Genomic DNA, 14,263 nt, shown 5'->3' with positions numbered 1-14,263 from the left:
GCTCCCACACTGTTGATGTGGGTTCCATGATGGCCATTCAGTTTCAGTTAAGTTCACCCCGATACAGTCCCCCGGCAAAGATTATAAAAAGGAGACAACCCATGAACCGCCTGACTGCCTTTTTCATCGCGATCCTCATGGCCCTTGGTACGAGCCTGGCTCATGCACGAGACCTGGGCGTGGACGAAGCCCGTGAGCTGCAAGACGCTGGTACCATCCTGTCCGTCGAAGAACTCAACGCCGCCGCCCTGGTCAAGCACCCTGGCGCCACCTTCACCGAGACCGAGTTGGAGGAAGCGTACGGCAAGTACATTTACCAGGTGGACCTGCGCGATACGAAGGGCATCGAGTGGGACCTGGAATTGGACGCCACCAACGGCACGGTACTCAAGAATCATCAGGATCTGTAATGAAGCTTAATTTATGCGCCCGCAGCCGATGGGCGCTGGCGTTGCTGGCGTTTTGTTCGCTGGCCGTGGCCCGTGACCTGGACCAGGACGAGGCCCTGCAACTGCGCCAGCAGGGCGTTATCCTGCCGCTGGAGCATCTGTTGCAACAGGCGCTGGACCGCCACCCGGGCGCCAAACTGCTGGAAGCCGAGTTGGAGGAGAAACACGGCGTCTATATTTACGAAGTCGAGCTGCTGGACACCGACGGCGTCGTGCGCGAACTGGACCTGGAGGCCAAGACCGGCCGTTTACTCAAAGATAAGGAAGACTGATGCGCCTGCTTCTGGTGGAAGATCACGTGCCCCTGGCGGACGAATTGATGGCCGGGCTGGCACGGCAAGGGTACGCCGTCGATTGGCTCGCCGACGGTCGCGACGCGGTGTACCAAGGCAGCAGCGAGCCCTACGACTTGATCATTCTCGACCTCGGCCTGCCGGGTGTGCCGGGGCTCGACGTGTTGGCCCAGTGGCGCGCTGGTGGCCTGGCGACGCCGGTGTTGATCCTCACCGCCCGTGGGTCCTGGGCCGAGCGCATCGAAGGCCTCAAGGCCGGTGCCGACGACTACCTGACCAAGCCGTTTCATCCTGAAGAACTGCACTTGCGGATCCAGGCACTGTTGCGACGCTCCCATGGCCAAGTCAACCAACCGACGCTCAAGGCCGCCGGGTTGCACCTGGATGAGAGTCGCCAGTGCGTGGTCCGCGACGGCACCGACATCCAGCTCACGGCGGCCGAGTTTCGCCTGTTGCGCTATTTCATGCTGCATCCCGAACAGATCCTTTCCAAAAGCCATCTCGCTGAACACCTGTACGACGGTGAGACCGAGCGCGATTCCAACGTGCTGGAAGTTCATGTCAATCACCTGCGGCGCAAGCTGGGACGCAGCGTGATCGAAACCCGTCGCGGCCAGGGTTACCTGTTCGGCGGGCAGGCGCAGTGAGATCCATCCAGCGGCGCCTGAGCCTGGGCCTGATCGGTGTGATGGTGGTGGTCGGCCTGATCCTGGCGCAAACCAGCCTGTGGCTGTTCGAGCTGGGCTTGCAGCGTTACCTGGAAGCCGGACTGCGCAACGACAGTGAAAATCTGCTGGTGGCCCTGGTGCGCGGCCCGCGGGGCTTGCAACTGGATGAACGGCGCCTGTCACCGGCCTATCAGCGACCGTTCTCCGGGCATTATTTCCGCATCGATTTTGCCGATGTGCACTGGCGTTCCCGCTCGCTGTGGGACCAGGAGTTGCCCCGGCTCGACCACCCGGGCTTGCACAGCAATCTGCAACTGGGCCCGGAGGGCCAGAAGCTGCTGGTGCTGCGTACCGACTATCGGCGGCTGGGCCAGGCGATTTCCATCAGCGTGGCCCAGGACTATACGCCGGTGCGTGACAGCTTTCGCCGGATGCAACAGGTCGGCCTCGGGCTCGGGTTGGCGGGGCTGTTGCTGATCCTGTTGCTGCAACGCATCACCGTGCGCCGGGCCTTGCGTCCGCTGGACCGGGCTCGGGAGCAGATCGCCCAATTGCAGCGCGGGCAGCGCACGCAACTGGACGAACAGGTGCCACGGGAGCTTGAACCGTTGGTCGCGCAGATCAACCATCTGCTGGCCCACACCGAAGACAGTCTCAAGCGTTCGCGCAACGCCCTGGGCAACCTCGGCCATGCCTTGAAAACCCCATTGGCGGTGCTGCAAAGCCTGGCATCGAACGAGAAGCTTGACCCCTATCCCGAGCTGCGCAAACTGTTGCTCGACCAATTGGAGCAGGTCCGCCAGCGCCTGAACCGCGAGCTCAACCGTGCCCGGCTGTCCGGCGATGCCTTGCCCGGCGCGCACCTGGACTGCGACGCCGAACTGCCAGGGCTGCTGGCCACGCTGAACATGATCCATGGCGAGCACCTGCACCTGAGCTACGTCGCCCCACCGGGCCTGCACCTGCCCTGGGACCGTGAAGACTTGCTGGAACTGCTGGGCAACCTGCTGGACAACGCCTGCAAATGGGCCGATGCCGAGGTGCGCCTGACCCTGACCGAAACCGCCGAAGGGTTCAGCCTGGCGGTGGAGGACGATGGGCCGGGCATTCCCGCGGACCGCCGCGAGCAGGTGTTCAGCCGCGGCACGCGACTGGACGAACAGACCGATGGCCACGGCCTGGGCCTGGGCATCGTGCGGGACATCGTCGACACCTGGGGCGGGCTGTTGGCGTTGGATGACAGCGAGTGGGGTGGGTTGAAGGTTGTGATCGAGTTGCCTAAGCGTTGAGGTCTGCACAGACCCCCTGTGGCTGCAGGCTCAAGGTATCGGATGAACCCCAATCCCCTGTGGGAGCGAGCTTGCTCGCGATGGCGCCGTGCCAGGCAATGATGCATGGACTGTCAGACCGCCATCGCGAGCAAGCTCGCTCCCACAGAGGGCCGTGGTGGATTCAAACAGGGTAAGTCATTGAAAACCCGCCCCACGGCCCTTGCAGCTTGCCGCTGCTTGCTGCAAAGTCGCGACCTTTTTGTCCGGTGGCTTTCCATCGCTGTGCTTTGAGGTAACGATGATAAATGCAGTAATTGCCGCGGTTGGCGTCATGCTCGTGCTCAGCCTGTCCCGTGTGCATGTGGTGATCGCGCTGATTATCGGCGCGTTGGTGGGCGGCCTGACGGGCGGCCTGGGGATCGAGGCGACGCTCAAGGCGTTCAATGCCGGCCTGGGTGGCGGTGCGACGGTGGCATTGTCCTATGCCTTGCTCGGCGCCTTCGCCGTGGCGATTGCCAAGTCCGGCATGGCTCACGCCCTGGCGGACAAAGCCCTGGCCCTGGTGGATCGCCAGGACGTCGCCGGTGGCTCGGGCGTCAAATGGGTGCTGATCGGTCTGCTGGGCACGGTCGCGGTCGCTTCCCAGAACATCCTGCCGATCCACATCGCTTTCATCCCGCTGCTGGTGCCGCCGCTGCTCTACGTGCTGACCAAGCTGCAGCTGGACCGTCGCTTGATCGCCTGCGTCATGACCTTCGGCCTGATCACCCCCTATATGTTCCTGCCGGTGGGCTTCGGCAACATCTTCCTCAATGAAATCCTGCTGGCCAATGTCGCCCGCAGCGGCGTCGATATCAGTGGCATCAATATCACCCACGCCATGGGCATCCCGGCGCTGGGCATGGTGTTTGGCCTGGCGCTGTCGTTCATCACGTACCGCAAGAAACGCGTCTATGACCTGAAGAAGATCGCCAAGGCCGAGCAAGTGGCCGTGCGCTACAACCCGCTGAGCCTGATCGTGGCCGGGGTTGCGGTGGCGGCGGCGTTCGCGATCCAGCTGCTGGTGGACTCGATGATCATCGGCGCCCTGGCCGGGTTCCTGATTTTCTCGCTGTCGGGGGTGGTGCGTTGGCGTGAGACGGACGACCTGTTCACCGAAGGCATGAAGATGATGGCGATGATCGGCTTCATCATGATCGCCGCCTCAGGGTTCGCCGAAGTGATGAAGGCTACCGGTGAAGTCCAAAGCCTGGTGGAAACCTCGGCGGCCTGGATCGGCCACAACAAGGGCATCGGCGCGCTGATGATGTTGCTGGTGGGGCTGCTGGTGACCATGGGCATCGGCTCGTCGTTTTCCACGGTGCCGATCCTGGCGACGATTTTCGTGCCGCTGTGCCTGCAGCTGGGCTTCAGCCCGCTGGCAATCGTCTGCATCGTCGGCACCGCCGGCGCCCTGGGCGATGCCGGCTCGCCTGCCTCGGACTCGACCCTGGGCCCGACCTCCGGCCTGAACATCGACGGCCAGCACCATCACATCTGGGACACCGTGGTCCCGACCTTCATCCACTACAACCTGCCACTGCTGGCGTTTGGTTGGGTGGCGGCGATGGTCCTGTAACTCGGGACCGAGTCGCCTTCATCGCGAGCAAGCTCGCTCTCACAGTGGATCGGTGTGAACACCACCGGGCCCTGTGGGAGCGAGCTTGCTCGCGATAGGGCCCTTAAATTCAATCCTTCCCTTATGCCCTGTTCACCTTGTCCTACAGTTTTGCCGTGCGCTGCCGTTAATACAGCTAACCACGCCAATAACACCAACAAGAGTGAACAGCATGCGCCTGAGCCTGAAGGCTAAAGTCCTGTCCCTTGCGATACTGCCGGTATTGCTGTCCGCCGTGATCATCAGCCTGACCACGGCTTTCATCTTGAAGGAACAAGCGGGTAAAGAAGTCCAGCAAACCCGCGAGCGCCTGCTCAGCGAGGCCAAGGCCACGCTGCAGAACTACGTGGCGGTGGGCCTGACCGCGATCAAGCCGCTCTACGATGCCGCCGCGCCGGGTGATAACGAGGCGCGAGCCCAGGCTATCAAGCTGCTGTCCAATATCAGCTACGGCAAGGACGGCTATTTCTTCGGCTACGACTCCGAGACCATTCGTCTGTTCAAGGCCAACAGCCCCGATGGCGTGGGCAAGAGCTTCAAGGACAACCGCGACCCGAACGGTGTCTACGTCAACCGTGACCTGGTGAAAGTCGCCAAGGACGGCACGCATTACCTGGAATACAGCTCGCCGCTGCCCGGCAGCAAGGACCTGGTGCCCAAGCTCGGCTACACCGAATACCTGCCCAAGTGGGACCTGGCGGTCGGTAGTTCAGTCAACCTGGACGGTATCGAAGCCCAGGTGGCGCTGGTGGAAGCCAAGGTCCACGATCGCCTGCAAGGCGTGGTACTGAGCATTGTCGGGATCGCCGCCGTGGTGTTGCTGGTGATTGCGGTGGTGGGCCTGGTGCTCGCCAACACGATCCTGCGCCCCCTGCACCTGATGAAAGACAACCTCGATGACATCGCGGCGGGCGAGGGTGACCTGACCCGGCGCCTGGCGATTACCAGCCAGGATGAACTGGGCCAACTGGCCGGTTCGTTCAACCGCTTCGTCGACAAGATCCACGGCCTGGTGCGACAGATCACCGACATGACCTCGCAACTGACCGGCCTGGTGACCCAAGTCTCCGAGCAGGCCCAGCGCTCCGAGCAGGCGATGGAGCGTCAACGCCACGAAACCGATCAGGTTGCCACGGCGATCAACGAGATGTCCTCGGCGGCCCAGGAAGTTGCTCGCAGTGCCCAGGGCGCTGCCGTCGCGGCCCAGCAGACCGACGAAGAAGGCCAATCGGCCAAGCGCGTGGTGGCCGGCAGCATCCAGCAGATTCATGCGCTGGTGAACGATATCCGCAGCAGCGGCGTGTCCTTGGACAGCCTGCAGCAAGACGTGGCCTCGATTGTCAGTGTTCTCGGGGTGATTCGTTCGATCGCCGAGCAGACCAACCTGCTGGCCCTCAACGCCGCCATCGAGGCCGCGCGTGCCGGCGAGGCGGGGCGTGGGTTCGCGGTGGTGGCCGATGAAGTGCGGGCCCTGGCCAGCCGGACCCAGCAAAGTACCCAGGAAATCCAGGGCATGATCGACCGGCTGCAATCGGGCACCCACGCGGCAGTGGAAGCGATGCGTCGTTCCAGCGAGGCCGGCGATGGCACCTCGGAACGGGCCAACGAGGCGGGCGCCTCCCTGGACACCATGGCGCAGCTGATCGGCACCATCAACTCGATGAACGCCCAGATCGCCAGCGCCGCCGAAGAACAGACCGCCGTGGCCGAAGAAATCAACCGCAGCGTGCATCAGATCGCCGTGGCCGTGGACAGCGTCGCCGACGAAACCCAACTCGGCGCCCAGACGTCCCGCAGCCTGGCCGACCTGGGGCAGCGCCTGGGTCAACTGGTGGGGCAGTTCCGGATCTGACCCGGAGCAGCAGGAGCTGCCGAAGGCTGCGATCTTTCGCTCTCGATCCAGATGTTTTCGCCTGGGCTACCAGGCCCTATCGGAAGCGGAGGATCGCAGCCTTCGGCAGTTTCTTCCGGGCAAGTCGTTCCGCTAATTCAAGTCATACACCATTGTGGCGAGGGAGCTTGCTCCCGCTGGGCCGCGCAGCGGCCCCATTCAACAGGCAGCTCAGTGGTCCTGCTTACCTGGGGTTATAGGGGCTGCTGCGCAGCCCAGCGGGAGCAAGCTCCCTCGCCACGAATCGATCTCATGTGGGCACCGATCTGACATCCCGCATCAACAACCCAAACCGCAGATCCACCGCATCCGGGATCGGCACGTACACCACATGCCCGTCCCCCGGTGCCACATCGATGGCCTGGCCCTTGATGTCCTGCAATTGATGCAGGTCGAAGTGGAAGTTGCCCTTGGGGGTCATCAGTTCCATGTGATCACCCAGGCCAAAACGGTTCTTCACCCGCACTTCGGCCAGGCGCTCGCGCCGTTCGCCGGTCAGTTCGCCGACGAACTGCTGGCGCTCCGACACTGAGCTGCCGTTCTGGTAGTTCTGGTATTCGTCGTGCACGTGGCGTCTCAGGAAGCCTTCGGTGTAGCCACGCTGGGCCAGGGACTCCAGGTCGGTCATCAGGCCGCGATCGAATTCCCGGCCGGCCACCGCATCATCGATGGCCCGGCGATACACCTGGGTGGTGCGCGCGCAATAGAAGTGCGACTTGGTGCGGCCTTCGATTTTCAAGGAATGCACGCCCATGCGCGCCAGGCGCTCGACGTGTTGCACGGCCCGCAGGTCCTTGGCGTTCATGATGTAGGTGCCGTGCTCGTCCTCGAAGGCCGGCATGGACTCGTCCGGGCGATTGGCTTCCTGGAGCAGAAACACCTGGTCGGTGGGCGCGCCGAGGCCCAGGGTCGGTTCGGGCTGATAGCTCTGCACAATGTCGCCCACGGCGTTTTCCACCGCCGGCTGCGCCGAATACTTCCAGCGGCAGGCGTTGGTGCAGCTGCCCTGGTTGGCGTCGCGCTTGTTCAAGTAACCGGACAGCAGGCAGCGCCCCGAATAGGCCATGCACAGCGCCCCATGGACGAACACTTCCAGCTCCATGGCCGGGACTTGCTCGCGAATCTCGGCGATTTCCTCCAGGGACAGTTCCCGGGACAGGATGATCCGCCTCAAGCCTTGCTGCTGCCAGAACTCGACGCTCGCCCAGTTCACCGTGTTGGCTTGCACCGACAGGTGAATTGGCATCTGCGGAAAATGCCGGCGAACCAGCATGATCAATCCCGGGTCGGACATGATCAGCGCGTCCGGCGCCATGGCAATCACCGGTTCGAGGTCTTTGAGGAAGGTCCGCAACTTGGCGTTGTGCGGGGCAATGTTCACCACCACGTAGAAACGCTTGCCCATGGCCTGGGCCTCGGCAATGCCCAAGGCCAGGTTCCCGTGGTCGAATTCATTGTTGCGCACCCGCAGGCTGTAGCGCGGCTGGCCGGCGTACACCGCGTCGGCACCGTAGGCGAAGGCATAACGCATGTTTTTCAGGGTGCCGGCGGGTGCCAGCAGTTCGGGGGCGGCGAGGGTCATGGTGGGGTCGGATCGCAAAAAGCGCGGAGGGTACGCCAGGGTCGGCCAGGCCTTATTGACTTGGATCAAGGGCACAGTGCAAGTGTGACGGCACTCCGGCGAGTCCTGGCTGACTAATGTGTATCTCGCCTTTGGACATGGAAAGCTGATGAATCGAAAGATGCTGCAAAACAAAGCCCAGATGTTGCTGCTGGTGCTGGTCACGGTCGCCTTTATCTGGATTCTGCTGCCGTTCTACGGGGCGGTATTCTGGGCGGTGATCCTGGGTATCGTCTTTGCGCCGATGCAGCGCCGCCTGCAGTTCAAGTTCGGTTGGCACCGCAATTTCACGTCGTTGTTCACCTTGAGCATCTGTGTGGTCATCGCGATCCTGCCGGTGATCGTCATCAGCATGTTGCTGGTCCAGGAGGGAGCCGCGCTTTACAAAAGCCTGGAAAGCGGAGAGCTGGACATTGCCGATTACCTGGCCCGCTTCAAGGATGCCTTGCCGCCGTACTTCCAGCACCTGCTGGACCGCTTTGGCCTGGGCAACCTGAACGGCTTGCGTGACAAGATCGTCAAGAGCGCGATGCAGGGCAGCGAATTCTTCGCCACCCAGGCCTTCAGTTTCGGCCAGGGTACCTTTCAGTTCCTGGTCAGCTTCTTCGTGATGCTCTATCTGCTGTTCTTCTTTCTGCGCGACGGTGCGGAGCTGGTGCGCAAGGTGCGCACGGCCATTCCCTTGGCGGAACATCAAAAACGCCGCTTGCAGTTGAAATTCAATCGGGTGGTGCGGGCTACCGTGAAAGGCAACCTGTTGGTCGCCATTACCCAAGGTGCGCTGGGTGGGCTGATCTTCTGGGTCCTGGGGATCCCGACGGTATTGCCCTGGGCGGTGCTGATGGCGTTCCTGTCATTGTTGCCTGCGGTGGGGGCAGGTCTTGTCTGGGCGCCGGTGGCGGTGTATTTCCTGCTCTCGGGAGCGATTTGGCAGGGTGTGGTGCTGACGTTGTTCGGGGTGTTCGTGATTGGCCTGGTGGACAATTTCCTGCGGCCGATCTTGGTGGGCAAGGACACCAAGATGCCCGACTACCTGGTGCTGGTCTCGACACTGGGTGGGCTGGCGGTGTTCGGACTGAACGGCTTCGTGATCGGGCCGCTGATCGCCGCGCTGTTCATGTCGTGCTGGGCCTTGTTTGTCGAAGGCTCGCCGCGGGTGCAACTGCCCTAGGCGCTCAACAAATAGGGCCCGATACGTTGCGACAGCGCCTGTGCGGCGGGCAGTGAAGTCAGCGGGCCGCTGATGGTCACGCCGTCCTGCACCAGATACCAGCAGGCCAGCAACCCGAGCTCCCGGAGTGGGGCGGGGACGGCGCTGCCAATGACAGACATGATTTGAACCTTGGGCATGGGAAACCTCCATCAATCGATGGGGTTACCTTACGGCTCAGGGGGAAGGACGGAAAATCAACTGGCTCAATAGTAGGAATCGATGCCGCTCAATCGACGACCAGATCGAGCATGTGCACCACTTCCTGCTCATTGAGCAGGCCCTTGCGCACCAGGTTTTCCGCCAGCAGGGAAAGGAATTTGGCGCTGCGGTGGCCTTCCAGTTGCTTGAGTTCGGTCAGTACGTTGTACACCTTGCTGGAGGTGCACAGGCCGACAATGCGATGGGGGTTTTGTGTGGGCATACCTTCGTCCTTGTTTTTATGAAGCTGTTGTTGGCGGACAGAGCCAGTTTGCGGCCCTGTCATGACGCTCACGTGACAGCTTGGGTTGTCGGAAAAAGAAAGCAGGATCCGGACCATATTGCCTTTTTGGTGCCGGATTGTTGTTCCGGCAGCGACCTCGGCCAGGCTTATATGGCCATCCACCTGTTTTTTGCCCACAAAAAAGCCCCTGGATCTTTCGATCCAGGGGCTTTTTGTGTGTTGCTGTCTGGCTCCACGACCTGGACTCGAACCAGGGACCCAGTGATTAACAGTCACTTGCTCTACCAACTGAGCTATCGCGGAATGGCGCGTATGTTACTGATTGGAAAAGAGAAGTCAAGCGTCTATTGCCGGGCGGCGCATTCCTGCTGCCCATTGAGGGACAATCAACGATTGGCAGTTACCGCAACGGCGGGAGAGGGCTACCATGGTTGCCCGGAAGTGGCAGGACGCGCTGCCGGCCATTCGCCGACATTGAGGTACGCGCCATGAACCATCTGTTACCCCTTCACACAGCCCGTTGCGCCGAGGTGTGCCTGTGAGTACCGCCCAGATCAGTTTGCCCAAGGGCGTGGGGCCTCATGCCGAGAAACTGTACGACGCCATTACCCAGGCCAGCACCGCCGAGGCGCTGAATCGCGCCGGTGGCAAGGCCGAGGGGTTTGTCCTGGGGCTGGAAAGCACCAAGGCGATCAAGAGCCAAGTGGCTGAGTCGTTGTATGTCATCTATGACGATGCGGCGAGCCAGCGGGCGACGGAGCTGTAGCTTCAGCGAGAGTGCCGTGCCCGGTGCTTTTGTGGCCTTGTTTTTGTGGTTTGCTTTTGTGGCGAGGGAGCTTGCTCCCGCTGGGCTGCGAAGCAGCCCCAAAATGCTTGGTTAAATCAGTCTGAAATACCGAGGTGGTTGGTTTTAGGGCTGCTGCGCAGCCCAGCGGGAGCAAGCTCCCTCGCCACAGAAACAAAACCACAGAAACAGACCACAGAAGCAAGCCACAAAACATCAGGTCAAAAAAAGGGAAGCCAATGGCTTCCCGTTTTTTCATCCAGCGTCGAGGCGTCAGATCACCTGGACGATGGCCTTGGTCACGGCATCGATGTTGTTCTGGTTCAGCGCGGCCACGCAGATGCGGCCGGTGTCCAGGGCATAGATACCAAACTCGTTGCGCAGGCGCGTCACTTGTTCAACGGTCAGGCCGGAGTAGGAGAACATCCCGCTCTGGCGGGCGACGAAGCTGAAGTCGTGGTGCGGCGCGGCCTTGGCCAGCATGTCGACCATCTGGTCGCGCATGCCGCGAATCCGCAGGCGCATTTCGGCCAGTTCGGCTTCCCACTGCGCGCGCAGCTCGGGGCTGTTGAGCACGGCAGCAACGATGCTGGCGCCATGGGTTGGCGGGTTGGAGTAGTTGGTGCGGATCACGCGCTTGACCTGGGACAGCACGCGGGCACTTTCTTCCTTCGATTCGCTGACGATCGACAGGGCGCCAACGCGCTCGCCGTACAACGAGAACGATTTGGAGAACGAGCTGGAGGCAAAGAAGGTCAGCCCCGACTCGGCGAACAGGCGCACGGCCGCCGCGTCTTCGTCGATGCCTTCGCCAAAGCCCTGGTAGGCCATGTCCAGGAACGGTACGTGGTTCTTGGCCTTGACCACGGCCAGCACGTTTTTCCAGTCTTCCGGGCTCAGGTCCACGCCGGTCGGGTTATGGCAGCAAGCGTGCAGCACAACGATCGAACGGTCGGGCAGGGCGTTGAGGTCTTCCAGCAGGCCGCTGCGGTTCACGTCGTGGGTGGCGGCGTCGTAGTAGCGGTAGTTCTGCACCGGGAAGCCGGCGGTTTCGAACAGGGCGCGGTGGTTTTCCCAGCTCGGGTCGCTGATGGCGACGACGGCGTCAGGCAGCAGTTGCTTGAGGAAGTCGGCACCGATCTTCAGTGCGCCGGTGCCGCCGACGGCCTGGGTGGTGATGACGCGGCCGGAAGCGATCAGCGCCGAGTCCTTGCCAAACAGCAAGGTCTGCACGGCCTGGTCGTAGGCGGCAATGCCGTCGATCGGCAGGTAACCACGGGAAACGTGCTGAGCCACGCGAATCGTCTCGGCTTCGACAACGGCGCGCAGCAATGGAATGCGCCCTTCCTCGTTGCAGTAAACACCCACCCCCAGGTTCACCTTATTGGTACGGGTGTCGGCGTTGAAAGCTTCGTTGAGGCCCAGGATGGGGTCGCGGGGTGCCAATTCGACAGCGGAAAACAGGCTCATTAGTGCGCGGCTCTGAATGGAGAGTGAGGGGACGTGTGGCGCTCCAGCCGAATGCACTAGAGCGGTGCACAAACGGGGAGCTAGTATAGAGGCCATCACCCGGCACGGCGACAGGCGATTCGGCTTTTACGGTAAGTTTTTTCGATTTTTTTCGACCGTTAGTCCTCTCGCCGCGTCAAAGTCTTCAAGGCGTGTAGGACGTTCGTCTTGAAAGCGAAGGCATTCACCTCCACATTGTGTGCATCCCAGCTTTTTCCTCGGACGACATCAGTCGTTTCGGTCTTTCTCGTTCCTGTCGGCTGGCCGACAGGGGTGAATCCAGAGGTTATGTCATGTCTGAATTCCAGCTAGTCACCCGCTTCCAGCCCGCCGGCGATCAGCCGGAAGCCATCCGCCTGATGGTCGAGGGTATCGAGGCCGGGCTGGCGCACCAGACGTTGCTCGGTGTGACCGGTTCGGGCAAGACCTTCAGCATCGCCAATGTGATCGCCCAGGTGCAGCGCCCGACCCTGGTGCTGGCGCCGAACAAGACCCTGGCGGCGCAGCTCTATGGAGAGTTCAAGGCGTTTTTCCCGAACAACGCCGTGGAGTACTTCGTTTCCTACTACGACTACTACCAGCCCGAGGCCTACGTGCCGTCCTCGGACACCTTCATCGAGAAGGATGCCTCGATCAACGATCACATCGAACAGATGCGACTGTCGGCGACCAAGGCGTTGCTCGAGCGCAAGGACGCGATCATCGTCACCACGGTGTCGTGCATCTACGGTCTGGGCAGCCCGGAAACCTACCTGAAGATGGTGCTGCACGTGGACCGTGGCGACAAACTCGACCAGCGTGCCTTGCTGCGGCGCCTGGCGGACTTGCAGTACACCCGCAACGACATGGATTTCGCCCGGGCGACGTTCCGGGTGCGCGGCGATGTGATCGACATCTACCCGGCGGAATCGGACCTGGAAGCGATCCGCATCGAGTTGTTCGACGACGAAGTGGAGAGCATCTCGGCGTTCGACCCGCTGACCGGCGAAGTGATCCGCAAGTTGCCCCGCTTCACCTTCTACCCCAAGAGCCACTACGTGACGCCCCGGGAAACCCTGCTGGACGCCATCGAAGGGATCAAGGTCGAGTTGCAGGAGCGCCTGGAGTACCTGCGTTCGAACAACAAGTTGGTAGAAGCCCAGCGCCTGGAGCAACGCACCCGCTTCGACCTGGAGATGATCCTGGAGCTTGGCTACTGCAACGGCATCGAAAACTACTCGCGCTACTTGTCGGGTCGCCCGGCGGGTGCGCCGCCGCCGACGTTGTATGACTACTTGCCCGCCGATGCCTTGCTGGTGATCGACGAGTCCCACGTCAGCGTGCCCCAAGTCGGCGCCATGTACAAAGGCGACCGTTCGCGCAAGGAAACACTGGTGGAGTACGGTTTCCGCCTGCCCTCGGCCCTGGACAACCGCCCGATGCGTTTTGACGAATGGGAGAGCGTGAGCCCGCAGACGATTTTCGTCTCGGCCACCCCCGGCAACTACGAAGCCGAGCATGCCGGCCGCGTCATCGAGCAATTGGTCCGGCCGACCGGGCTGGTCGACCCGCAGATTGAAGTGCGCCCGGCGCTGACCCAGGTCGACGACCTGCTCTCGGAAATTACCAAGCGCGTGGCACTGGAAGAGCGAGTGCTTGTTACTACGCTGACCAAGCGCATGTCCGAGGATCTCACCGACTACCTGGCCGACCATGGCGTGCGGGTGCGTTACCTGCACTCGGACATCGACACCGTGGAACGGGTCGAAATCATCCGCGACCTGCGCCTGGGCACCTTCGATGTACTGGTGGGCATCAACCTGCTGCGCGAAGGCCTGGACATGCCGGAAGTGTCGCTGGTGGCGATTCTCGATGCGGACAAGGAAGGTTTCCTGCGTTCCGAGCGTTCGTTGATCCAGACCATTGGTCGCGCGGCACGTAACCTCAATGGCCGGGCGATCCTGTATGCCGACCGCATCACCGGTTCCATGGAGCGGGCCATCGGCGAGACCGAGCGCCGCCGCGACAAGCAGATCGCCTTCAACCTGGCCAACGGCATCACCCCCAAGGGTGTGTTCAAGGACGTCGCCGACATCATGGAAGGCGCCACCGTGCCCGGCTCGCGCAGCAAGAAGCGCAAGGGCATGGCCAAGGCCGCCGAAGAGAGCGCCCGCTACGAGGCCGAACTGCGCTCGCCGAGCGAAATCACCAAGCGGATCCGGCAGCTGGAAGAGAAAATGTACCAACTGGCCCGGGACCTGGAGTTCGAGGCGGCGGCGCAATTGCGCGATGAGATTGGCAAGTTGCGGGAGCGGTTGCTGACTGTCTGAGGTTTTGTGGCGCACTTAAGGGCCTCATCGTCGGAACGCCGCCCGGAGCAAGCTCGCTCCCACAGGAAACCAAGTCATCTGGACTGGATGCGGTCCAGTGTGGGAGCGAGCTTGCTCGCGATGGGCGCGACTCGGTCTAACGACTGGCCACACAAA

At 62.0% G+C, this 14,263-nt stretch carries 13 protein-coding genes, 1 tRNA gene and 1 pseudogene; 10 read left to right on the top strand and 5 right to left on the bottom strand.

Going from position 1 to position 14,263, the window contains the following annotated elements:
• The first annotated feature begins 101 nt into the window (after window positions 1-101).
• The 7 genes and pseudogenes from ACLH0I_RS20015 to ACLH0I_RS19985 all read left to right on the top strand — a co-directional run bounded on the left by ACLH0I_RS20015 (window position 102) and on the right by ACLH0I_RS19985 (window position 6,190).
• On the top strand, window positions 102-410 hold the full coding sequence (locus tag ACLH0I_RS20015) for a PepSY domain-containing protein (RefSeq protein WP_411385184.1): 309 nt from the start codon (window positions 102-104) through the stop codon (window positions 408-410).
• Entirely contained in the window at window positions 410-721 is a 312-nt protein-coding gene (locus ACLH0I_RS20010) for a PepSY domain-containing protein (RefSeq protein ID WP_411385183.1), read from the top strand. Before ACLH0I_RS20015 ends, ACLH0I_RS20010 begins: the two co-directional genes overlap by 1 nt.
• The gene (locus tag ACLH0I_RS20005) at window positions 721-1,389 is read left to right on the top strand and encodes a response regulator transcription factor (protein ID WP_053123507.1); all 669 of its coding nucleotides are present in this window, start codon (window positions 721-723) and stop codon (window positions 1,387-1,389) included. Before ACLH0I_RS20010 ends, ACLH0I_RS20005 begins: the two co-directional genes overlap by 1 nt.
• On the top strand, window positions 1,386-2,699 hold the full coding sequence (locus ACLH0I_RS20000) for a sensor histidine kinase (protein ID WP_411385182.1): 1,314 nt from the start codon (window positions 1,386-1,388) through the stop codon (window positions 2,697-2,699). The genes ACLH0I_RS20005 and ACLH0I_RS20000 overlap by 4 nt, the downstream gene beginning before the upstream one ends.
• Before the next feature lie 283 nt (window positions 2,700-2,982).
• Window positions 2,983-4,299, top strand: coding sequence for a Na+/H+ antiporter family protein (locus tag ACLH0I_RS19995; RefSeq protein WP_411387537.1), 1,317 nt, complete (start codon window positions 2,983-2,985; stop codon window positions 4,297-4,299).
• Window positions 4,300-4,510: 211 nt separating this feature from the next.
• Window positions 4,511-5,332 (top strand): annotated as a pseudogene (locus ACLH0I_RS19990) (cache domain-containing protein); the annotation flags it as partial.
• 36 nt (window positions 5,333-5,368) lie between these two features.
• A complete protein-coding gene (locus tag ACLH0I_RS19985; protein ID WP_370873826.1) occupies window positions 5,369-6,190 on the top strand; it encodes a methyl-accepting chemotaxis protein in 822 nt (273 codons plus the stop codon).
• 289 nt (window positions 6,191-6,479) lie between these two features.
• Here the strand turns inward: ACLH0I_RS19985 and yegQ are convergent, their stop codons facing one another.
• The gene (yegQ, locus tag ACLH0I_RS19980; RefSeq protein ID WP_411385181.1) at window positions 6,480-7,811 is read right to left on the bottom strand and encodes a tRNA 5-hydroxyuridine modification protein YegQ; all 1,332 of its coding nucleotides are present in this window, start codon (window positions 7,809-7,811) and stop codon (window positions 6,480-6,482) included.
• Window positions 7,812-7,959: 148 nt separating this feature from the next.
• On the opposite strand from yegQ, the gene ACLH0I_RS19975 reads away from it, so the two are divergent.
• Window positions 7,960-9,021, top strand: a complete 1,062-nt coding sequence (locus tag ACLH0I_RS19975; protein WP_411385180.1) for an AI-2E family transporter — start codon at window positions 7,960-7,962, stop codon at window positions 9,019-9,021.
• Here the strand turns inward: ACLH0I_RS19975 and ACLH0I_RS19970 are convergent.
• The 3 genes from ACLH0I_RS19970 to ACLH0I_RS19960 all read right to left on the bottom strand — a co-directional run bounded on the left by ACLH0I_RS19970 (window position 9,018) and on the right by ACLH0I_RS19960 (window position 9,808).
• Window positions 9,018-9,200: a hypothetical protein gene (locus tag ACLH0I_RS19970; RefSeq protein WP_003203898.1), complete on the bottom strand. Its 183-nt coding sequence runs from the start codon at window positions 9,198-9,200 to the stop codon at window positions 9,018-9,020. The two genes, ACLH0I_RS19975 and ACLH0I_RS19970, sit on opposite strands and share 4 nt — an antisense overlap.
• 89 nt (window positions 9,201-9,289) lie before the next feature.
• Complete coding sequence (locus tag ACLH0I_RS19965) at window positions 9,290-9,484, bottom strand: hypothetical protein (RefSeq protein ID WP_003203896.1); 195 nt, start codon at window positions 9,482-9,484, stop codon at window positions 9,290-9,292.
• Window positions 9,485-9,732: 248 nt separating this feature from the next.
• Window positions 9,733-9,808 (bottom strand) — tRNA-Asn (locus tag ACLH0I_RS19960).
• A 235-nt stretch (window positions 9,809-10,043) separates the two neighbouring features.
• Here ACLH0I_RS19960 and ACLH0I_RS19955 point away from each other — a divergent pair.
• Entirely contained in the window at window positions 10,044-10,271 is a 228-nt protein-coding gene (locus ACLH0I_RS19955) for a hypothetical protein (RefSeq protein WP_014337443.1), read from the top strand.
• A 291-nt stretch (window positions 10,272-10,562) separates the two neighbouring features.
• Here the strand turns inward: ACLH0I_RS19955 and ACLH0I_RS19950 are convergent, their stop codons facing one another.
• Window positions 10,563-11,759, bottom strand: coding sequence for an amino acid aminotransferase (locus ACLH0I_RS19950; protein WP_186708724.1), 1,197 nt, complete (start codon window positions 11,757-11,759; stop codon window positions 10,563-10,565).
• A gap of 332 nt (window positions 11,760-12,091) precedes the next feature.
• Between ACLH0I_RS19950 and uvrB the strand changes: the two genes are divergently transcribed.
• Window positions 12,092-14,107 carry an excinuclease ABC subunit UvrB gene (uvrB, locus tag ACLH0I_RS19945; RefSeq protein WP_411385179.1) on the top strand — a complete coding sequence of 672 codons (2,016 nt, stop codon included), beginning with the start codon at window positions 12,092-12,094 and terminating at the stop codon, window positions 14,105-14,107.
• Window positions 14,108-14,263 lie beyond the last annotated feature (156 nt).

This window comes from Pseudomonas sp. MPB03, assembly GCF_046605385.1.
GTDB lineage: Bacteria > Pseudomonadota > Gammaproteobacteria > Pseudomonadales > Pseudomonadaceae > Aquipseudomonas > Aquipseudomonas zanjanensis.
The sequence above is the reverse complement of the archived record's forward strand: the minus strand, read 5'-3'. Positions and strand labels throughout refer to the sequence as shown.